This is a genomic window from Mesorhizobium quangtriensis (assembly GCF_040081925.1).
GTDB classification, from domain to species: Bacteria; Pseudomonadota; Alphaproteobacteria; order Rhizobiales; family Rhizobiaceae; genus Mesorhizobium_K; species Mesorhizobium_K quangtriensis.
This window is the reverse complement of the sequence record NZ_JBEBMF010000002.1, coordinates 489097-503553: the sequence shown is the minus strand read 5'-3', so window position 1 is coordinate 503553 and position 14457 is coordinate 489097. Positions and strand designations below refer to the sequence as shown.

General features: G+C 61.2%; 14 protein-coding genes and 1 tRNA gene. 8 read left to right on the top strand and 7 right to left on the bottom strand.

What is annotated here, in order from left to right; genetic code table 11:
* Positions 1 to 3 precede the first annotated feature (3 nt).
* The gene (ilvC, locus tag ABMA32_RS11145; protein ID WP_349013832.1) at positions 4 to 1023 is read left to right on the top strand and encodes a ketol-acid reductoisomerase; all 1020 of its coding nucleotides are present in this window, start codon (positions 4 to 6) and stop codon (positions 1021 to 1023) included.
* 119 nt (positions 1024 to 1142) lie between these two features.
* On the opposite strand, the gene ABMA32_RS11140 is transcribed toward ilvC, so the two are convergent.
* Positions 1143 to 1436: a PilZ domain-containing protein gene (locus ABMA32_RS11140; RefSeq protein ID WP_349013831.1), complete on the bottom strand. Its 294-nt coding sequence runs from the start codon at positions 1434 to 1436 to the stop codon at positions 1143 to 1145.
* A gap of 246 nt (positions 1437 to 1682) precedes the next feature.
* Between ABMA32_RS11140 and ABMA32_RS11135 the strand changes: the two genes are divergently transcribed.
* Both ABMA32_RS11135 and ABMA32_RS11130 read left to right on the top strand, forming a co-directional pair.
* Positions 1683 to 2795 (top strand): endonuclease/exonuclease/phosphatase family protein, encoded by a 1113-nt coding sequence (locus ABMA32_RS11135; protein WP_349013830.1) that lies wholly within the window; start codon positions 1683 to 1685, stop codon positions 2793 to 2795.
* An 11-nt stretch (positions 2796 to 2806) separates the two neighbouring features.
* Positions 2807 to 3517, top strand: a complete 711-nt coding sequence (locus ABMA32_RS11130; RefSeq protein ID WP_349013829.1) for an NUDIX domain-containing protein — start codon at positions 2807 to 2809, stop codon at positions 3515 to 3517.
* A 7-nt stretch (positions 3518 to 3524) separates the two neighbouring features.
* On the opposite strand, the gene ABMA32_RS11125 is transcribed toward ABMA32_RS11130, so the two are convergent.
* From ABMA32_RS11125 to ABMA32_RS11115, 3 genes are read right to left on the bottom strand one after another with little or no spacing between them, the layout of a single operon-like run.
* The gene (locus tag ABMA32_RS11125) at positions 3525 to 4733 is read right to left on the bottom strand and encodes an ABC transporter permease (protein ID WP_349013828.1); all 1209 of its coding nucleotides are present in this window, start codon (positions 4731 to 4733) and stop codon (positions 3525 to 3527) included.
* Positions 4733 to 5449: an ABC transporter ATP-binding protein gene (locus ABMA32_RS11120; protein WP_349014719.1), complete on the bottom strand. Its 717-nt coding sequence runs from the start codon at positions 5447 to 5449 to the stop codon at positions 4733 to 4735. Before ABMA32_RS11120 ends, ABMA32_RS11125 begins: the two co-directional genes overlap by 1 nt.
* Positions 5449 to 6783, bottom strand: a complete 1335-nt coding sequence (locus ABMA32_RS11115) for an efflux RND transporter periplasmic adaptor subunit (RefSeq protein WP_349013827.1) — start codon at positions 6781 to 6783, stop codon at positions 5449 to 5451. Before ABMA32_RS11115 ends, ABMA32_RS11120 begins: the two co-directional genes overlap by 1 nt.
* 127 nt (positions 6784 to 6910) lie before the next feature.
* Between ABMA32_RS11115 and ABMA32_RS11110 the strand changes: the two genes are divergently transcribed.
* Positions 6911 to 7819, top strand: coding sequence for a PhzF family phenazine biosynthesis protein (locus ABMA32_RS11110; RefSeq protein WP_349013826.1), 909 nt, complete (start codon positions 6911 to 6913; stop codon positions 7817 to 7819).
* A 26-nt stretch (positions 7820 to 7845) separates the two neighbouring features.
* On the opposite strand, the gene ABMA32_RS11105 is transcribed toward ABMA32_RS11110, so the two are convergent.
* Both ABMA32_RS11105 and ABMA32_RS11100 read right to left on the bottom strand, forming a co-directional pair.
* Complete coding sequence (locus tag ABMA32_RS11105) at positions 7846 to 8055, bottom strand: hypothetical protein (protein WP_349013825.1); 210 nt, start codon at positions 8053 to 8055, stop codon at positions 7846 to 7848.
* Positions 8056 to 8224: 169 nt separating this feature from the next.
* The gene (locus ABMA32_RS11100; protein WP_349013824.1) at positions 8225 to 9136 is read right to left on the bottom strand and encodes a LysR family transcriptional regulator; all 912 of its coding nucleotides are present in this window, start codon (positions 9134 to 9136) and stop codon (positions 8225 to 8227) included.
* 218 nt (positions 9137 to 9354) lie between these two features.
* On the opposite strand from ABMA32_RS11100, the gene ABMA32_RS11095 reads away from it, so the two are divergent.
* From ABMA32_RS11095 to ABMA32_RS11085, 3 genes are all read left to right on the top strand, one after another.
* Positions 9355 to 11454, top strand: coding sequence for an alkyl/aryl-sulfatase (locus ABMA32_RS11095; protein WP_349013823.1), 2100 nt, complete (start codon positions 9355 to 9357; stop codon positions 11452 to 11454).
* Positions 11455 to 11555: 101 nt separating this feature from the next.
* Positions 11556 to 12377 (top strand): hypothetical protein, encoded by an 822-nt coding sequence (locus ABMA32_RS11090; protein WP_349013822.1) that lies wholly within the window; start codon positions 11556 to 11558, stop codon positions 12375 to 12377.
* 230 nt (positions 12378 to 12607) lie between these two features.
* Positions 12608 to 13075 carry a L,D-transpeptidase gene (locus ABMA32_RS11085; protein ID WP_349013821.1) on the top strand — a complete coding sequence of 156 codons (468 nt, stop codon included), beginning with the start codon at positions 12608 to 12610 and terminating at the stop codon, positions 13073 to 13075.
* A gap of 70 nt (positions 13076 to 13145) precedes the next feature.
* Here ABMA32_RS11085 and ABMA32_RS11080 read toward each other — a convergent pair.
* Positions 13146 to 13221 (bottom strand) — tRNA-Lys (locus ABMA32_RS11080).
* A 362-nt stretch (positions 13222 to 13583) separates the two neighbouring features.
* On the opposite strand from ABMA32_RS11080, the gene ABMA32_RS11075 reads away from it, so the two are divergent.
* A complete protein-coding gene (locus ABMA32_RS11075) occupies positions 13584 to 14420 on the top strand; it encodes an alpha/beta fold hydrolase (RefSeq protein ID WP_349013820.1) in 837 nt (278 codons plus the stop codon).
* The last annotated feature ends 37 nt before the right edge of the window (positions 14421 to 14457 follow it).

The following is a 14457-nucleotide window of genomic DNA, read 5'->3' as shown; positions in this document are numbered from 1 at the left end:
TCCATGCGTGTTTATTACGATCGCGACGCCGATCTCAATCTCATCAAGGGCAAGAAGGTCGCCATCATCGGCTACGGCTCCCAGGGACGCGCCCATGCGCTGAACCTCAAGGAATCCGGCGTCAAGGACATCGCAATCGGTCTGAAGCCCGGTTCGCCGACCGCCAAGAAGGTCGAGGCCGACGGCCTGAAGGTCATGACGGTGGCGGAAGTCGCCAAGTGGGCTGACCTGATGATGATGGCTGCTCCCGACGAATTGCAGGCCGACATCTACAAGAACGAAATCGCCGACAACATCCGCGACGGCGCCGCGATCGCTTTCGCACACGGCCTCAACGTGCATTTCGGCCTCATCGAGCCGAAGAAGACCGTCGACGTGCTGATGGTCGCGCCGAAGGGCCCGGGCCACACCGTGCGCGGTGAATACCAGAAGGGCGGTGGTGTGCCATGCCTCGTGGCCGTCCATCAGGATGCCTCCGGAAACGCGCTCGACCTCGGCCTGTCCTACGCCTGCGGCGTTGGTGGTGGCCGTTCGGGCATCATCGAGACGAACTTCAAGGAAGAGTGCGAAACCGACCTGTTCGGCGAGCAGGTGGTGCTTTGCGGCGGTCTGGTCGAGCTCATCCGCGCCGGTTTTGAGACGCTGGTTGAGGCCGGGTATGCGCCGGAGATGGCCTATTTCGAGTGCCTGCACGAGGTGAAGCTGATCGTCGACCTCATCTATGAGGGCGGCATCGCGAACATGAACTACTCGATCTCCAACACCGCCGAGTGGGGCGAGTATGTGTCTGGCCCGCGCATCATCACCGCCGAGACCAAGGCCGAGATGAAGCGCGTCCTCAACGACATCCAGACCGGCAAGTTCACCTCGGAGTGGATGCAGGAGTACCGCTCGGGCGCTTCCCGCTTCAAGGGCATCCGCCGCATGAACGACAGCCACCAGATCGAAGAGGTCGGCGAAAAGCTGCGCGGCATGATGCCGTGGATTGCCAAGAACAAGCTGGTCGACAAGGCGAAGAACTAAACGATTCACACCATTCTGTCTTTGCGTCCCCGGACCTCGCCCAGCAGGCGCAAGGACAGAAAAAGAATCGCCTCCCAAGGCATGGTCGGCGGAGAAATCCGCCGGCCTTCTTGTTGGCATCAGCCGTAGTACCAGGATGGCTTGGGCTCGGTGCCGTGAAAGCTGACACCGCAGCGATCGCGTTTGCGCCAGCGTAGCTCGGCGCGATAGCCAATGTTGTCGAGTGGCACGAACAGCAGAAATTCCCCGGGAACTCGCGCCTCGGCATGCACGACAAGTTCCGCTCCATGTTCGTGCATGTTGCGGATCGTGCATTGCACGACAGAGTCGTTTATGCCCGAAATGATCGCCGCCCTTTTCAGGACGCGGCGCCGGTGTTCCCTCGGCGGGGGAGCGTCGGTCGGTCCGGGCATACCGGTCCTCCGCTTCTTCTTGATTCATTCGGGTCCGAGTATCACGCCGTCTCCCGCACCCGTAAACGGGAAAATGCGTCGTGGGTTGCAAATTCCGCTGCAAAATCCGTGGGATGCGCGGCTTTCGTGCAGCTGGGGCAGGAAGGCTCAACCATAGCGCGATTGTTGCGGCCTGATTTTTGATCCCTAGCCAGAAGCGGTCGCAATACTTGTGTTCGCCGACAGTTGTGGGCAAAGGTCGAGCCCATGTCGCTGCGCATCGCCACCTTCAATGTCGAGAACCTGATGAACAGGTTCGACTATTCCGGCTATCGTAACCAGTTGCAGCAAGACCGGACGCTGGCACTCTTCGAGATCGCCAACGAGGCCGAGTACCGGGCGCTTGAGCAGGCGCGGACGATCGCGCACGCCGACGACACGCGCCAGCTGACCGCGCTCGCCATCGCGGCCACGCGGGCCGACATCCTGTGCCTTCAGGAGGTCGACAACATGGAGGCCTTGAAGGCATTCGAATACGGTTATCTATTCAAGATGGTCGGGCAGGGTTATCGCCAGAAGTACACGACGTCAGGCAACGACTCGCGCGGCATCGATGTCGCCGTTATGCTGCGTTCGGAAACGGCGCACGGCCAGCCGATAGAGTTCGTGCGCATGACCAGCCATGCGCATCTCACCTATGCCGACCTCGGACTGCATACGCCCGAACTCGCAGCGCTCGGCGAGGAGCCGCATGAGCGCATCTTCAGGCGGGACTGCCTGGAGATCGACGTTACCGTCGCTGGCCGCCCGCTGACCATCTATTCCGTGCACTTCAAATCAATGGGCAGCCCGCGCAACGGAATGGACGGACGCCAGGCCACCATGCCGATCCGCCACGCGGAGGCGCTGGCAGTACGTCATATCATCGAGGAACGCTTCGGCAAGGAACACGCCGGAAGCGAGCGGTGGATGATTTGCGGCGACCTCAACGACTATCGCGAAAGGGTAGTCATCGGCGGAGACACCTTCGGCGACTTCACCTTCGAGCCAACGGAGGAGACGGCATCGAGCGTCCATACGCTGGTTGCCGGCGGTTTCTGCGAAAACATCGTCGAACGCCGGCCAACCCTGGACCGCTGGACGTTGTATCACACGCGCGGGCCGCAGGAGCGCCATCTGTGCCAGCTCGACTACATCCTGTTGTCGCCGTCACTTGCCGCCCGCAACGCCACCGCCGTCCCCGATATCGTGCGCGGCGGCCAGCCCTGGCGCACGCCTTTTCCGCCGGGCCAGGACGTCGAGCGCTATCCCCGCACCGGCTGGGATCGTCCCAAGGCGTCCGATCATTGTCCGGTTGTGGTCACGCTGGATATAGCCTGAGGATCGCCGCGTTGAGCCATCCCCTGCCGCTCGATGTCATACTGCCGGTCGACCACATCGACGTGAGGCTCGATACGTCCCCGCATCCTTTCGTGCAGGGCCGGGAGAAGGCCATTGCCGAAAACTGGGCGCTGGAGGTACGGGAGAAGCCGGCGGTCTTCAACGGAACGGTCGTGCTGCTTTCCGAGTTCGGCTATGCCGACGGGCGTCTGTACGGCCGTTGCCATGCGGTCAGCTACTCGACCTTCCTTTACTGGCGAAAGGATCGTGTCGCCACCGTTGCCCACGCCTTCGCGCATCCGATGCTGGTGTCGAGCGACAATGCGCTGATCGCCATCCGCATGGCCGCACACACCGTCAATGCCGGCAAGGTCTATTTCGCGGCGGGTTCCTTCGAGCCGGAAGATTTTCCGGATGGCAAGGTCGATGCGCACGGCAACATGGTCCGCGAGGTGAGGGAAGAGACCGGTATCGATATCTCGGATGTGCGTCGCGAGGAGCGATACCATGCGCTCGCCACCGAGCGCGGCACCGTCATCTTCCGACGTTATTTCGTCGAAGAGGACGCGGAGAGCATCACCTCACGCATCCGCGATTTCGTCGCTGCGGAGAGCGAGCCGGAAATTGAGGGACCGGTGGTCATCCGCAACGCGCGCGACCTGGCGGAAGGGCTGATGGAGCATATGAAGCCCATGATCGACTGGCATTTTTCAGGGACGTAATAGCACCCTACTCATGCCGCAGGGCTTCGATTGGGTCCAGTCGGGCGCCCCGGAGCGCCGGGAAGAAGCCGAACACCATGCCGATCAGGGCGGAGAAGCCCACGGCAAGGAGGATGATCGATATGCTCGGCGCGAAGGGTATCGAGAGCAACGCCGTCGCAACGCCAGCGAGAGACAATCCGAGTGCTATTCCAATCAATCCTCCAAGCAGCGACAGGACAGTCGCCTCGACGAGGAACTGGATCAGGATGTGCCTTTCATGCGCGCCGATGGCCAGCCTGATGCCAATCTCGCGGGTGCGCTCGGTCACCGACACCAGCATGATGTTCATGATGCCGATGCCCCCGACCAGAAGGCTGACACCCGCCACCGCGCCAAGCATGCCCGTCATGGTCGTGGTGGCGCTCGCCATGGCGTCGGCGATCTGTGTCATGTCGCGGATCTCGAAATTATCGTCGGCGCCAGGCGCTATCCGGCGTGTCTCGCGCAGGATCGTCTCGATCTCGGCCTGCACGTCGGACGTCGCGACGCCATCGGCCGCCGCAACGAAGATCGAGCCGATGTCGCGGTTTCCGGCGATGCGACGCTGGAAACCCGAGAGCGGCATCATGACCACATTGTCCTGATCCTGGCCGAAGCCGGACGTACCCTTGGACTCGAGCACGCCAATCACCGTGCAGCTCGAGCGGTTCACACGGATGGACTGGCCAAGGGGGTCGCCGGATCCGAAGAACTGGCTCCGCACGGTCGCGCCGATCAGGCAGACATTCGTGCCGCCGCGAATCTCGGATTCAGTAAAGGCGCGACCCGACTCCACGTTCCAGTCCCGCGCGGTGAAATAGTCGTTCTCCGTGCCCGTAACCTGCGCCGAGATGTTCTGCGAGCCATAGACCACACGAACGGATTTCTGCGCCGAGGGAGCGACTGCCTTTGCAGTCGCCAGCCCCTTCTTCAGCGCCTCAACGTCCTTGGCCTCGAGTTGCTTGGGCGTGAATGAGGTCGAGCCGGAACGGTCCGGTCTTGCCGCCTGCACGACCAGCAGGTTGCTACCGAGCTTGGATATGTCGCTACGAACCTTTTCGGTCGTTCCCGAGCCGATGGTGATCATGGCGATCACTGCCGCGACGCCGATGACGATGCCGAGCAGCGTGAGGAACGAGCGCAGGGCGTTGCGCCATACGGAAAGGAGCGCGAGGCGAATGGTTTCCCACAACATCACGCCGTCTCCAGGCTGGTCGTGTCGGAGGCGACGCGCCCGTCGAGGAACCGCAGCGTGCGCCGGGCGTAGTCGGCGATGTCCTGTTCGTGCGTCACCATCACGATGGTAAGGCCGAGCTCTCCGTTCAGCCGCGTCAACAAATCCATGATTTCGTGGCTGCGGGCGGTATCGAGATTGCCTGTCGGCTCGTCCGCGACGAGCAACGTAGGGCGAGTCACGATGGCGCGGGCGATCGCCACGCGCTGCTGCTGGCCGCCTGATAGTTCAGCCGGCGTGTGCGTTTCTCTTCCCTTCAGCCCGACATCGGCAAGCGCGTTCATAGCGAGCTCTCGCCGTTCTCGCGACGCGACACCGCGATAGATCAGCGGGAGCTCGACATTCTCCACAGCTGTCGTACGCGGCAGGAGGTTGTAGCCCTGGAAGACGAAGCCGATGTAGCGATTCCTCAGCGTCGCGCGGCTGCCCCTGTCTAGCTTGCCGGCATCGACATCGAGGAAGCCGTATCGGCCGGACGTGGGTGTATCCAGGCAACCGACGATGTTCATCGCCGTCGACTTGCCCGAGCCCGAAGGTCCCATGATGGCGACGAACTCGCCCTGGCCAATGGAGACGTCGATGCCCGCCAAGGCGTGCACCTGCGCCTCGCCCTTGCCGTAGGTCTTCCAGACATTCTCGAAGGTGATCAGCGGCTGGCGCCGCATCGCGATGTTCATCATCGCCCCTGCGTGCTCGCGCTTCTGCTGCCGGTGATGACGTGGTCGCCTTTCGAAAGACCCGATACGATCTCGACAACTTCGCCGTCGCTGGAACCGGTCTTCACCTGAGCAGCTTGCGGTGCGCCGTCCTTCAGGACATAGACGGTGCGGGTGCTCGGGTCCGCATTACGCTGTTGCTGGCGCTGCCCGCGCGGGCCCATGCGCGGCATGAACATGTCACGCAGGCTGAAGCCTCGGCTTTCGGTCGTCGCGGGCGGGCTGTAGCGGAAGGCTGCGCCCGGCGCGGTCAGCACACCTTTTGCTTCGCGCGTCACCACCGAAACCGTAGCCGTCATCCCGGGCCGCAGCAGCAGTTCGCTGTTATCCACGTCCAGCCGCGCGTTGTATGTCACGACGCCTTCGGTCGTCACCGAAGCAAACGAGATGTCGCGGATGTCGGCGTCGAAAGTCCGTTCCGGAAAGGCATCAACGGTGAAGCGCGCGCTCTGTCCGGCCTTCACGCTGCCGATGTCAGCCTCGTCGATCGCGGCCTCAAGTTCCATGTTTTCCAGATTTGCCGCCAGCACGAAGAGGACGGGAGCCTGCATGGAGGAAGCGACGGTCTGGCCGGGATTGACCGAACGCGTCAGCACGATGCCGTCGATCGGCGCATAGATCTTGCTCTTCACGAGATCCGCTTCCTGCTGCTTCAGTGTGGCCTGGGCAATCGCCAGGTTGGCTTCCGCCATGGCGACGTTTGCTTCGGCGCGGTCGCGGGTCGCTGTAGCCGTATCCAGCACCTGCTGCGCGGCCATGCCTCGCTTCAGGAGCTGTTCGGCGCGCGTGAATGCCTGCTGACTTTCGGTAAGAGTCGTCTTGGATTCGAGAATCTTGGCTTCGGCCGACTTGACCGAGGCTCTGGCCCCGTCAATCTGAGCTTCGAGGCGGGTGGTGTCGAGTTCGGCCAGCACCTCGCCCTGTTTCACGCTCTGGTTCTCGTCAACCGACACCGAACGCACGACGCCCGACAGTTCGCTCGAAATATCGACCTGGATCAGCGGCTGCAGCGTGCCGGTAGCGGAGACCTGCACCGTGATATCGCCGGGCTCGACCGGGGCGGTGACATAGGTTGGCTGGCTGGATGATCCGCCGGCGAATTGCCAGTAGCCGGCGACGGCTGCGAGGATTGCAAGCGCACCCGCCGCAAGCGCATAGAGCGAGCCGCGACCGCGCTTCCGGCCCTTCGCGCTGGTCAGGCCGAGCGATTGGGAAGCCGACTGCGGCTTGTGTTCCTGCGGTTCAGGCGCACTTCTATTCTGCAGGCTGCCATTACGGTCGACGATCTGGTCCATTGCGCGCCCATGTCTTTTCGATATTGCTACGCGCCGACACACGTATTCCTACGCTGAACTTGTGCCCTCGGGCGGTGATTACAAGTTAAATTTCGCTCATGTTTGATTTTTGGCAGGTGGCAAGCCCATGAAATCGCGTCAATATTTTGTTTACGATGTCTTCGCGGACACTGCGCTTGCAGGCAATCCGCTCGCTGTCGTTATGGATGCGGAGGGACTGGACACCGGCCGCATGCAGGCCATCGCACGGGAGTTCAACCTGTCCGAGACAGTGTTTGTCCTGCCGCCGAAGAACCCGATCCACAAGGCGTCGATCCGCATTTTCATGCCGCGGGGAGAGCTACCTTTCGCCGGCCACCCAACGGTCGGCACGGCGGTCGCGCTGGCGGAACGCGTGAGCGATGATTGCGCTGCCGGCATTCTCGTGCTGGAGGAAAAGGTCGGTCCCGTGCGCTGTGTCGTCACGCGGGGCGAATGGCCGACGTTTGCCGAGTTCGACCTGCCGAAGCTTCCGACACGCATCGATGCCACGCTCGATGCTGCGGCGGTGGCTGCGGCGCTAGGGCTGGTGCCGCACGAGATTGGTTTCGAAAACCACAAGCTCGGCATATGGTCTGCCGGCGTGCCTTACGTAACTGTACCGGTCGCCGGACTCGACGAAGTGGGCAGGGCGGCGGTCGATGCCGCGATGTGGCTCGATATCGCGCCGCGAGTGAGTGGCTCCGTCCCCGCGCCCTATATATACTCCCGGGAGACCGTCGGGCATGATTGCGCTTTCCATGCGCGCATGTTCGCGCCATGGGACGGTATCGCGGAAGACCCTGCGACGGGCTCGGCTGCCGCCGCGTTTGCCGGCGCGGTCCACCATTTCGACCAGCCGACAGACGGGCAGCATCGTTACTGGATCGAGCAGGGGGTCGAGATGGGCCGGCCGTCCCGGATCAGGCTGGAGGTCGACGTGGCGTCGGGCCGGCTGACCCATGCGCGCATCGGCGGGCACGCGGTCAAGGTCGCCGAAGGTCTGCTCTACGCCTGATGGCTCGGGCGCAGGGCCGCGCCTCGTTATCGCCGCTTTGCCCATATTGCCCAGATGATCGCGCCGACCATTGCGCCCATCGGTGCGAAGTAGAACGCGGCACCTTTCACGAAGGCTGTATCCACTTGCGAAGAGTCGAGCATGTATGTTGCTGCGATGGCCAGCGCCATGGCCGTGGCCGCTCCGAATACTACGCCAAAAATCAGCCCCAGAATCAGTCGGTTGGACTTGGACATCGGTTTCCCCTCAACCTCATCCCAACCCGTGCTCAGGGATGATCGCCGCGGCTATTTCGTCGACCGCTCGGCCTGCGTCAACAGCTAAAGCTTCGAAAAAATGATCTTCGTCGTGGCTGGCACAGTCTGATGTCAGAAGCGGCAACGCGCTGCGATCGCGCCGAGCGGCCTAGGCAGCGATCTTCCTCTTGTTTGCCTGTTTTTCGACCTGATGCACGAGTGTCCTGAACTTCATCGCGGCAGGAGAAAGGCTCCGCGAACGTCGCCAGATGAAGCCGTAATTGAGCGTAAGCCAAGGCAACTCCAACGGCAGCGCTTCCAGGTTCAATTCTCCCTCGTATCGGTCAAGCAATACCCGGGGAAGTGCCGAAAGCGCATCGCTCTGACCGATGATGTGTTTAAGGCCGGAAACCGTCTCCACCCTCAATCGCGGTGATCCAAAACCGGTAACTGGATCCACCACACCGTACGGTTTGACTTCCTTGGGAAGGAGGGCCAGCGCGGCATCGGGTATATGCACGCCCGCCCAGGGAAACTCGAAGAGGTCCCCCATGGTCACGCGTTCCAGTCGCGTCAAGGGGTGCCCGGACCGGCATACAACGAGTAGCGGGCACTTTCGAACCAGCGATGTTTCCAGTTCCGGATACTTTAACGCCTCGGTTATGTCTGCCAACCCGAGATCGCAACGTGCATGGAGAACGTCGTCCAATACGGCTGGCCAATCCTTCACGCTGAAGTCGCAAAGGATGGATGGATGTGCACGCGATAGCATCCCCAACGCGTCTTGCCCTGAAATCTCCGCAGGATAGGCACCGACACTGAGAGACAGGCGTCCGCTGTCGATGCCTTTTGTCAGCTCTATCTCGCGGAGGAGTTCGGCGAAGCTGCCGAGTATAGCTTCGCCGCGTTCGAGAACGATGTCTCCGAAGACGGTGGGCGCGACCACTCCGCCTCGATCGAACAGGGGCACGCCGAGCGTTTTCTCGATGTGACGAAGCCCCTTTGTCAGCGCCGGCTGCGAAATGCCAAGTGCCTCGGCAGCCTTTCCAAAGTGCCGATGCGTCCCAAGAGCGACAATCAATTCAAGGTGCCGAACAGAGTTCACGATAGACCCGCACTATTAACTTATGACTATCGGTTATTGGACTTGGTAGTATCCATACACTACGGTTCTCCAAATCCACAATAGATCCGCTCGTGGACGCGTGCGGCCTTCCACTCGACTTCGTTGTCCGGGTGCGAAGACGCACGTTTTTTTACGAACTGCGGTGGGCCTAGCATCACAAACAGGAGTCTCTCATGACCACTCGACGCGAGTTCCTCGGAGCTCTTCCGATCGCAGGGGCCGCATTCGCGGTGGCGGGCGATTTTCTCGGAGAGGGCGGGACAGCACGGGCTCAAGAAGCTCCTCTGGCCGGCCATTTTCATCCGCAGGGCAAGGCGCCGTCGAAATTCACGAAGGAGATCCTGAAGCAATCACGCGCCGGTCTGCCGTTCGCGGATACGCGCGATTTCGACGAGCAGAAGCGTGGCCTGATCGCGTCGATGACCGAAATGACCATCCCGGCGGACGCCGGGCATGTCGCCTGGGACATGGAACGGTTTCTTTTCCTCGACCAGCAGGAGAAGTTTGACAGCATTCATCCCTCGCTGCACCGCATCTCCCGGCTCAACAACAACTACGGGCTGTACGAGGTGATTCCGGGAATTTATCAGGTCCGGGGTTTCGACCTATCCAACATCACCTTCGTCCGCGGCAAGACCGGCTGGATCGTGTTCGACCCGCTGGTTTCCTCGGAGCCGGTGCGGGCTGCATGGAAACTGTTCCAGGATCACAAGGGCGAAGGGCTGCCGGTATCAGCCGTGATCTATTCCCATACGCATGGCGATCACTGGGGCGGCGTACGCGGGCTTATCGACGAGGCCGACGTGCGTTCCGGCAAGGTCGAAGTCATCGCTCCAGTCGATTTCATGGACTTCACCGTCTCCGAGAACGTCTATGCCGGCAACGCCATGAACCGCAGGCTGTTCTATCAATACGGCCTGCTTCTCCCGGCGGGTCCGCACGGTTACGTCGGTCAGGGGTTGGGCCAGGGTGTGTCGGCCGGCGGCACCGGACTGATCGCGCCAACGCGCCTGGTTTCGGAGCCGATTGAGGAATTCGAGGTCGACGGCGTGCGCATGATCTTCCAGAACACGCCGAACACGGAAGCGCCGCGCGAGATGAACACTTATCTCCCGGACCTGAAGGCGCTGTGGATGGCAGAGAACATCAACGCGACGCTGCATAACATCTATACGCTGCGCGGCGCCCAGGTACGCGACCCGCTGGCCTGGTCGAAATATATCGCCGAGGCACTATACCGGTTCGGCATCGAGGCTGAGGTCATGTTCGCCTCGCACCATTGGCCACGATGGGGCAACGAGCGGGTGCAAGAGGTCATGCGCGGCCAGCGTGACATCTATGCCAACATGAACAACCAGGTGCTGCACCTTGCCAACCAGGGCGTGACGATCAATCAGATACACAACGTGTATGAGGTGCCGAAGGGGCTCCAGCAAAAATGGTACTGCCGTGGCTACCACGGTTCGCCGGAGCATAATGCGCGTGGTGTGGTCCAGCGTTATCTCGGTTTCTGGGACTGCAATCCGGCGACGCTGATCCAGCTGTCGCCGACAGACTCTGCCCCGCTCTACGTGGAGATGATGGGCGGTAGCGAAAAAATCCTTGCCCGGGGCCGCGAACTGCACGAAACGGGAGATTACCTGCTGGCCACCGAGATCCTGAACAAGCTGGTCCAGGCTGAACCCGACAACACTGAGGCCAAGCAATTGCTGGCCGACGTTTTCGAGCAGATCGGCTATCAGCAGGAAAATCCCGGTCTTCGCAACAGCTTCCTGGCCGGCGCCTATGAGCTGCGAACCGGCATCCCGCAGGGCGAGGCCGCCAGTTCATCGAGCCCTGACATCATCCGCGCGATGACCACGGAGCTTTTCCTGAACTTCCTCGGAATCAGGATGGACAGCCGCAAGGCTGAAGGGCTCCGCTTCACCATGAATCTCGTCACGCCCGACAACGGCGAAAAATTCATTGTCGAACTCGAAGATGCGACACTCACCAACATCAAAGGTTTCCAGGCTGCGAAGCCTGACCTGACCCTGACCATCAACCGGTCGGATCTGGAGCAGACCATGATGGGCGTGAAAACGCTCGAGGCACAACTCGCCGACGGAACGGCAAAGTTTGAAGGCGACGTTACCGTGCTGGCCAAGCTGGCTGCGACCATTGTCGACTTTGATCCGCGCTTCGAGATCATGCCGGGCACAAAGGCCACGGGCCAGCAGGTTGTGCACGCCGATCCCTATCAGGCAGTGCCGGGCAAGGCGGTTGCGGAATAGCTTCGGCAACACAAGGCGTCGGTGAGGGTAGCGTCGGCGTATCGATCTGATGTGCTGGCGTGGGCGACCCGAAGTTATGAAAGCTTCAGAAAGACAAGATCATGTCCATTGTTGCGAAGACCGCAGTTGTCATAGGGCTGATTTCGCTCACTTCGCCCGCCGTCTATGCAGCAGACCTCATAGACGGGCAAGCGCCGGTAGAAGCGGCTCCTGAACAGGATCGATGGGCATTCAGCATCGCCCCCTATCTTTGGGGGGCGGGATTGCAAGGTGATGTCGGCTTGTTTGGGCTACAGCCCGTCGATGTCGACATGAGCTTCGGGGATATATTTGATAATCTGCGCTTTGGCGGCATGGTCGTCGGCGAGGCGCACAATGGTACTTGGGGTATTCTTGCCGATATCGTCTACGTCAAGATTGAGCTGGACGAGACAGTGGAACGAACGGTGCAGAATGTCGGGCCTGTCGCGCTTGCTGGCAACGTCCAAACAAGCAGCTTCACCGGCACACTGATGGGCCAGTACCGCGTGGTCGCAGAACCGACAGCGACGGTAGATCTGATGGCCGGCGCCCGCATCTGGAGTGTCAACAACGACATATCGCTCAGCCTGTCCGCAGGTGGACCACCGCTTGCCGAATTCAGCGGCAGCGATGGCGCGACCTGGGTCGACCCGATGGTGGGTATCAGAGGGCGCGTTGATCTTAACCCGGCATGGTATCTGACCGGTTGGGGCATGGTCGGCGGTTTGGGCGCTGGCTCCGATGTAAGCTGGGATGTACTGGGCGCGGTCGGCTATCAATGGACCGAGCGAACCTCGATCGTCGGTGGATATCGTGCCCTGGGCGTCGACTACGAGAACGACGGCTTCCTCTACGACGTCGTTCAGTCCGGACCGGTCCTGGGGGCGGTCTTCCGATTCTGAACTCCATCCCATGACGATGTGCTGCTGCTTGTCAGCCTGCCAAGCCTCTGGTCTACCTCGCGCTCTGGGCAGGTTGAGGGGAGATTCTCTTGTCAGGCTTTCTAAACAGGCGGTCCCTGATTGTGGGGGGCGCTTCATCTCTGGCGCTGTTCGGACGCGCTGAGGCTTCGCAGAAGCGTTGGTATATCGGGAGAATCCCGGATCAGCCGTATGATATTCGTCTCGTCGACATGGGGCTTGTTCCCCCGCAGTTCCACCGGCATTCAGTGCCCTATTCGGGCAGGGAGCCTGTCGGAACCGTCCTCATCAACAAGGAAGAGCGCTTCCTGTACTATATCGAAGCGCCGGGTAGGGCGATCCGCTTTGGGATCGCGGTCGGTCGAGCGGGCCGGAAATTCAGCGGGGAGACCATCATCCAGCGAAGGGCAAGATGGCCGGCCTGGCATCCCACCGCCAATATGCGGAGCCGCAATCCGGAATTGCCTGCGCGAGTTCCCGGAGGCCCGCAGAATCCCCTCGGTGCCCGGGCGCTGTACCTCTATCGCAATGGCCGGGACACGCTCTATCGCATCCACGGCACCAACGAGCCGTGGTCGATCGGCAATGCCGCCTCGGCAGGTTGCATTCGCATGTTCAACGAGCACGTCTTCGAACTTTTCGGAACCGTCCGAAACGGCGCGCGCGTCATCGTTCTCTAGTCGTTTGGGACGAGATTTGACTGCCCTCGGGCCCGAAGGTCTCGTCTCAGGAGATTGTTCGCTAGCGGAATGGTGGGTGCGACAGGGATCGAACCTGTGACCCGCTGATTAAGAGTCAGCTGCTCTACCAACTGAGCTACGCACCCGTGCGTCCGGCGAACCGGAGGTCGCGGCGGATATAGCCACAGCTTCCCTGCCTGTCCAGCCCCTAAACAAGCTATCCGCGAAAACGCTTCAAAGCGTTGCGAAACGACGGCCAGCAAACAGGATGGCCCACTGCTGCCTGTCGGAAGTCCGCAATCCCGAATATCCGCGTAATGACCTCTGTTTCGGGACATTTAGGGGGCCAGGCAACCTGTCTGCTTGCCCGGATGTATGAAGACCTGTCTTGCGACAGTCATGGACTTGGATCATGTTGCACGCGCGCGACCGTTTCGATCAATGACTGTCGCGATCAAGCACTCCCAAGCATTCTTCTGGAAATCATCTGGCTGAAAGGATTTGACCGATGGGAACAGTCACAACCAGCGACGGTGTCGAAATCTTCTACAAGGACTGGGGACCGAAGGACGCCCAGCCGATCCATTTCCATCACGGCTGGCCGCTTTCCGCCGATGATTGGGACAACCAGATGCTCTTCTTTCTGCACAAGGGTTTTCGCGTGATCGCTCACGACCGTCGCGGTCATGGAAGATCCTCGCAGGGTGACAGCGGTCACGACATGGATCACTACGCGGCGGACGCCTCGGCGGTGGTCGAACACCTCGATCTCAGGAACTCCGTGCATATCGGCCATTCGACCGGAGGCGGGCAGGTGGCGCGCTACGTCGCCAAGTTCGGCGAACCGCAGGGGCGCGTCGCCAAGGCAGTGCTTATGAGTGCAGTGCCCCCTTTGATGCTGAAGACCGAGAAGAACCCCGGTGGCCTGCCGATCGAGGTGTTCGACGGTTTTCGCGCCGCGCTGGCGGCGAACCGTGCTCAGTTCTTCCTCGACGTGCCGTCGGGGCCGTTCTACGGATACAACCGTCCCGGTGCGAAGGCCGACCAGGGCGTCATCTACAACTGGTGGCGGCAGGGGATGATGGGCGGAGCGAAAGCCCACTACGACGGCATCAAGGCGTTCTCGGAAACGGACCAGACGGAAGATCTCAAGGCGATTTCCGTGCCGACGCTCGTCATGCACGGCGACGACGACCAGATTGTGCCTTATGCCGATTCTGCGCCGCTCTCGGCGAAGCTGCTGAAGAACGGGATCCTGAAGACCTATCCCGGCTTCCCGCATGGCATGGCGACGACGCATGCCGACACGATCAACGCCGATCTTCTGGCCTTCATAAAGAGTTGACGCCAGGCAAGGACGCTCGCCTCCGCGTAGCTGGCCG

What these genes read in the sequence shown, in the direction of transcription:
- ilvC (WP_349013832.1), top strand. Translation starts at nt 4, where the DNA reads ATGCGTGTTTATTACGATCGCGACGCCGATCTCAATCTCATCAAGGGC.
- ABMA32_RS11140 (WP_349013831.1), bottom strand. Translation starts at nt 1,436, where the DNA reads ATGCCCGGACCGACCGACGCTCCCCCGCCGAGGGAACACCGGCGCCGC.
- ABMA32_RS11135 (WP_349013830.1), top strand. Translation starts at nt 1,683, where the DNA reads ATGTCGCTGCGCATCGCCACCTTCAATGTCGAGAACCTGATGAACAGG.
- ABMA32_RS11125 (WP_349013828.1), bottom strand. Translation starts at nt 4,733, where the DNA reads ATGTTGTGGGAAACCATTCGCCTCGCGCTCCTTTCCGTATGGCGCAAC.
- ABMA32_RS11120 (WP_349014719.1), bottom strand. Translation starts at nt 5,449, where the DNA reads ATGAACATCGCGATGCGGCGCCAGCCGCTGATCACCTTCGAGAATGTC.
- ABMA32_RS11115 (WP_349013827.1), bottom strand. Translation starts at nt 6,783, where the DNA reads ATGGACCAGATCGTCGACCGTAATGGCAGCCTGCAGAATAGAAGTGCG.
- ABMA32_RS11110 (WP_349013826.1), top strand. Translation starts at nt 6,911, where the DNA reads ATGAAATCGCGTCAATATTTTGTTTACGATGTCTTCGCGGACACTGCG.
- ABMA32_RS11105 (WP_349013825.1), bottom strand. Translation starts at nt 8,055, where the DNA reads ATGTCCAAGTCCAACCGACTGATTCTGGGGCTGATTTTTGGCGTAGTA.
- ABMA32_RS11095 (WP_349013823.1), top strand. Translation starts at nt 9,355, where the DNA reads ATGACCACTCGACGCGAGTTCCTCGGAGCTCTTCCGATCGCAGGGGCC.
- ABMA32_RS11090 (WP_349013822.1), top strand. Translation starts at nt 11,556, where the DNA reads ATGTCCATTGTTGCGAAGACCGCAGTTGTCATAGGGCTGATTTCGCTC.
- ABMA32_RS11085 (WP_349013821.1), top strand. Translation starts at nt 12,608, where the DNA reads ATGGGGCTTGTTCCCCCGCAGTTCCACCGGCATTCAGTGCCCTATTCG.
- ABMA32_RS11075 (WP_349013820.1), top strand. Translation starts at nt 13,584, where the DNA reads ATGGGAACAGTCACAACCAGCGACGGTGTCGAAATCTTCTACAAGGAC.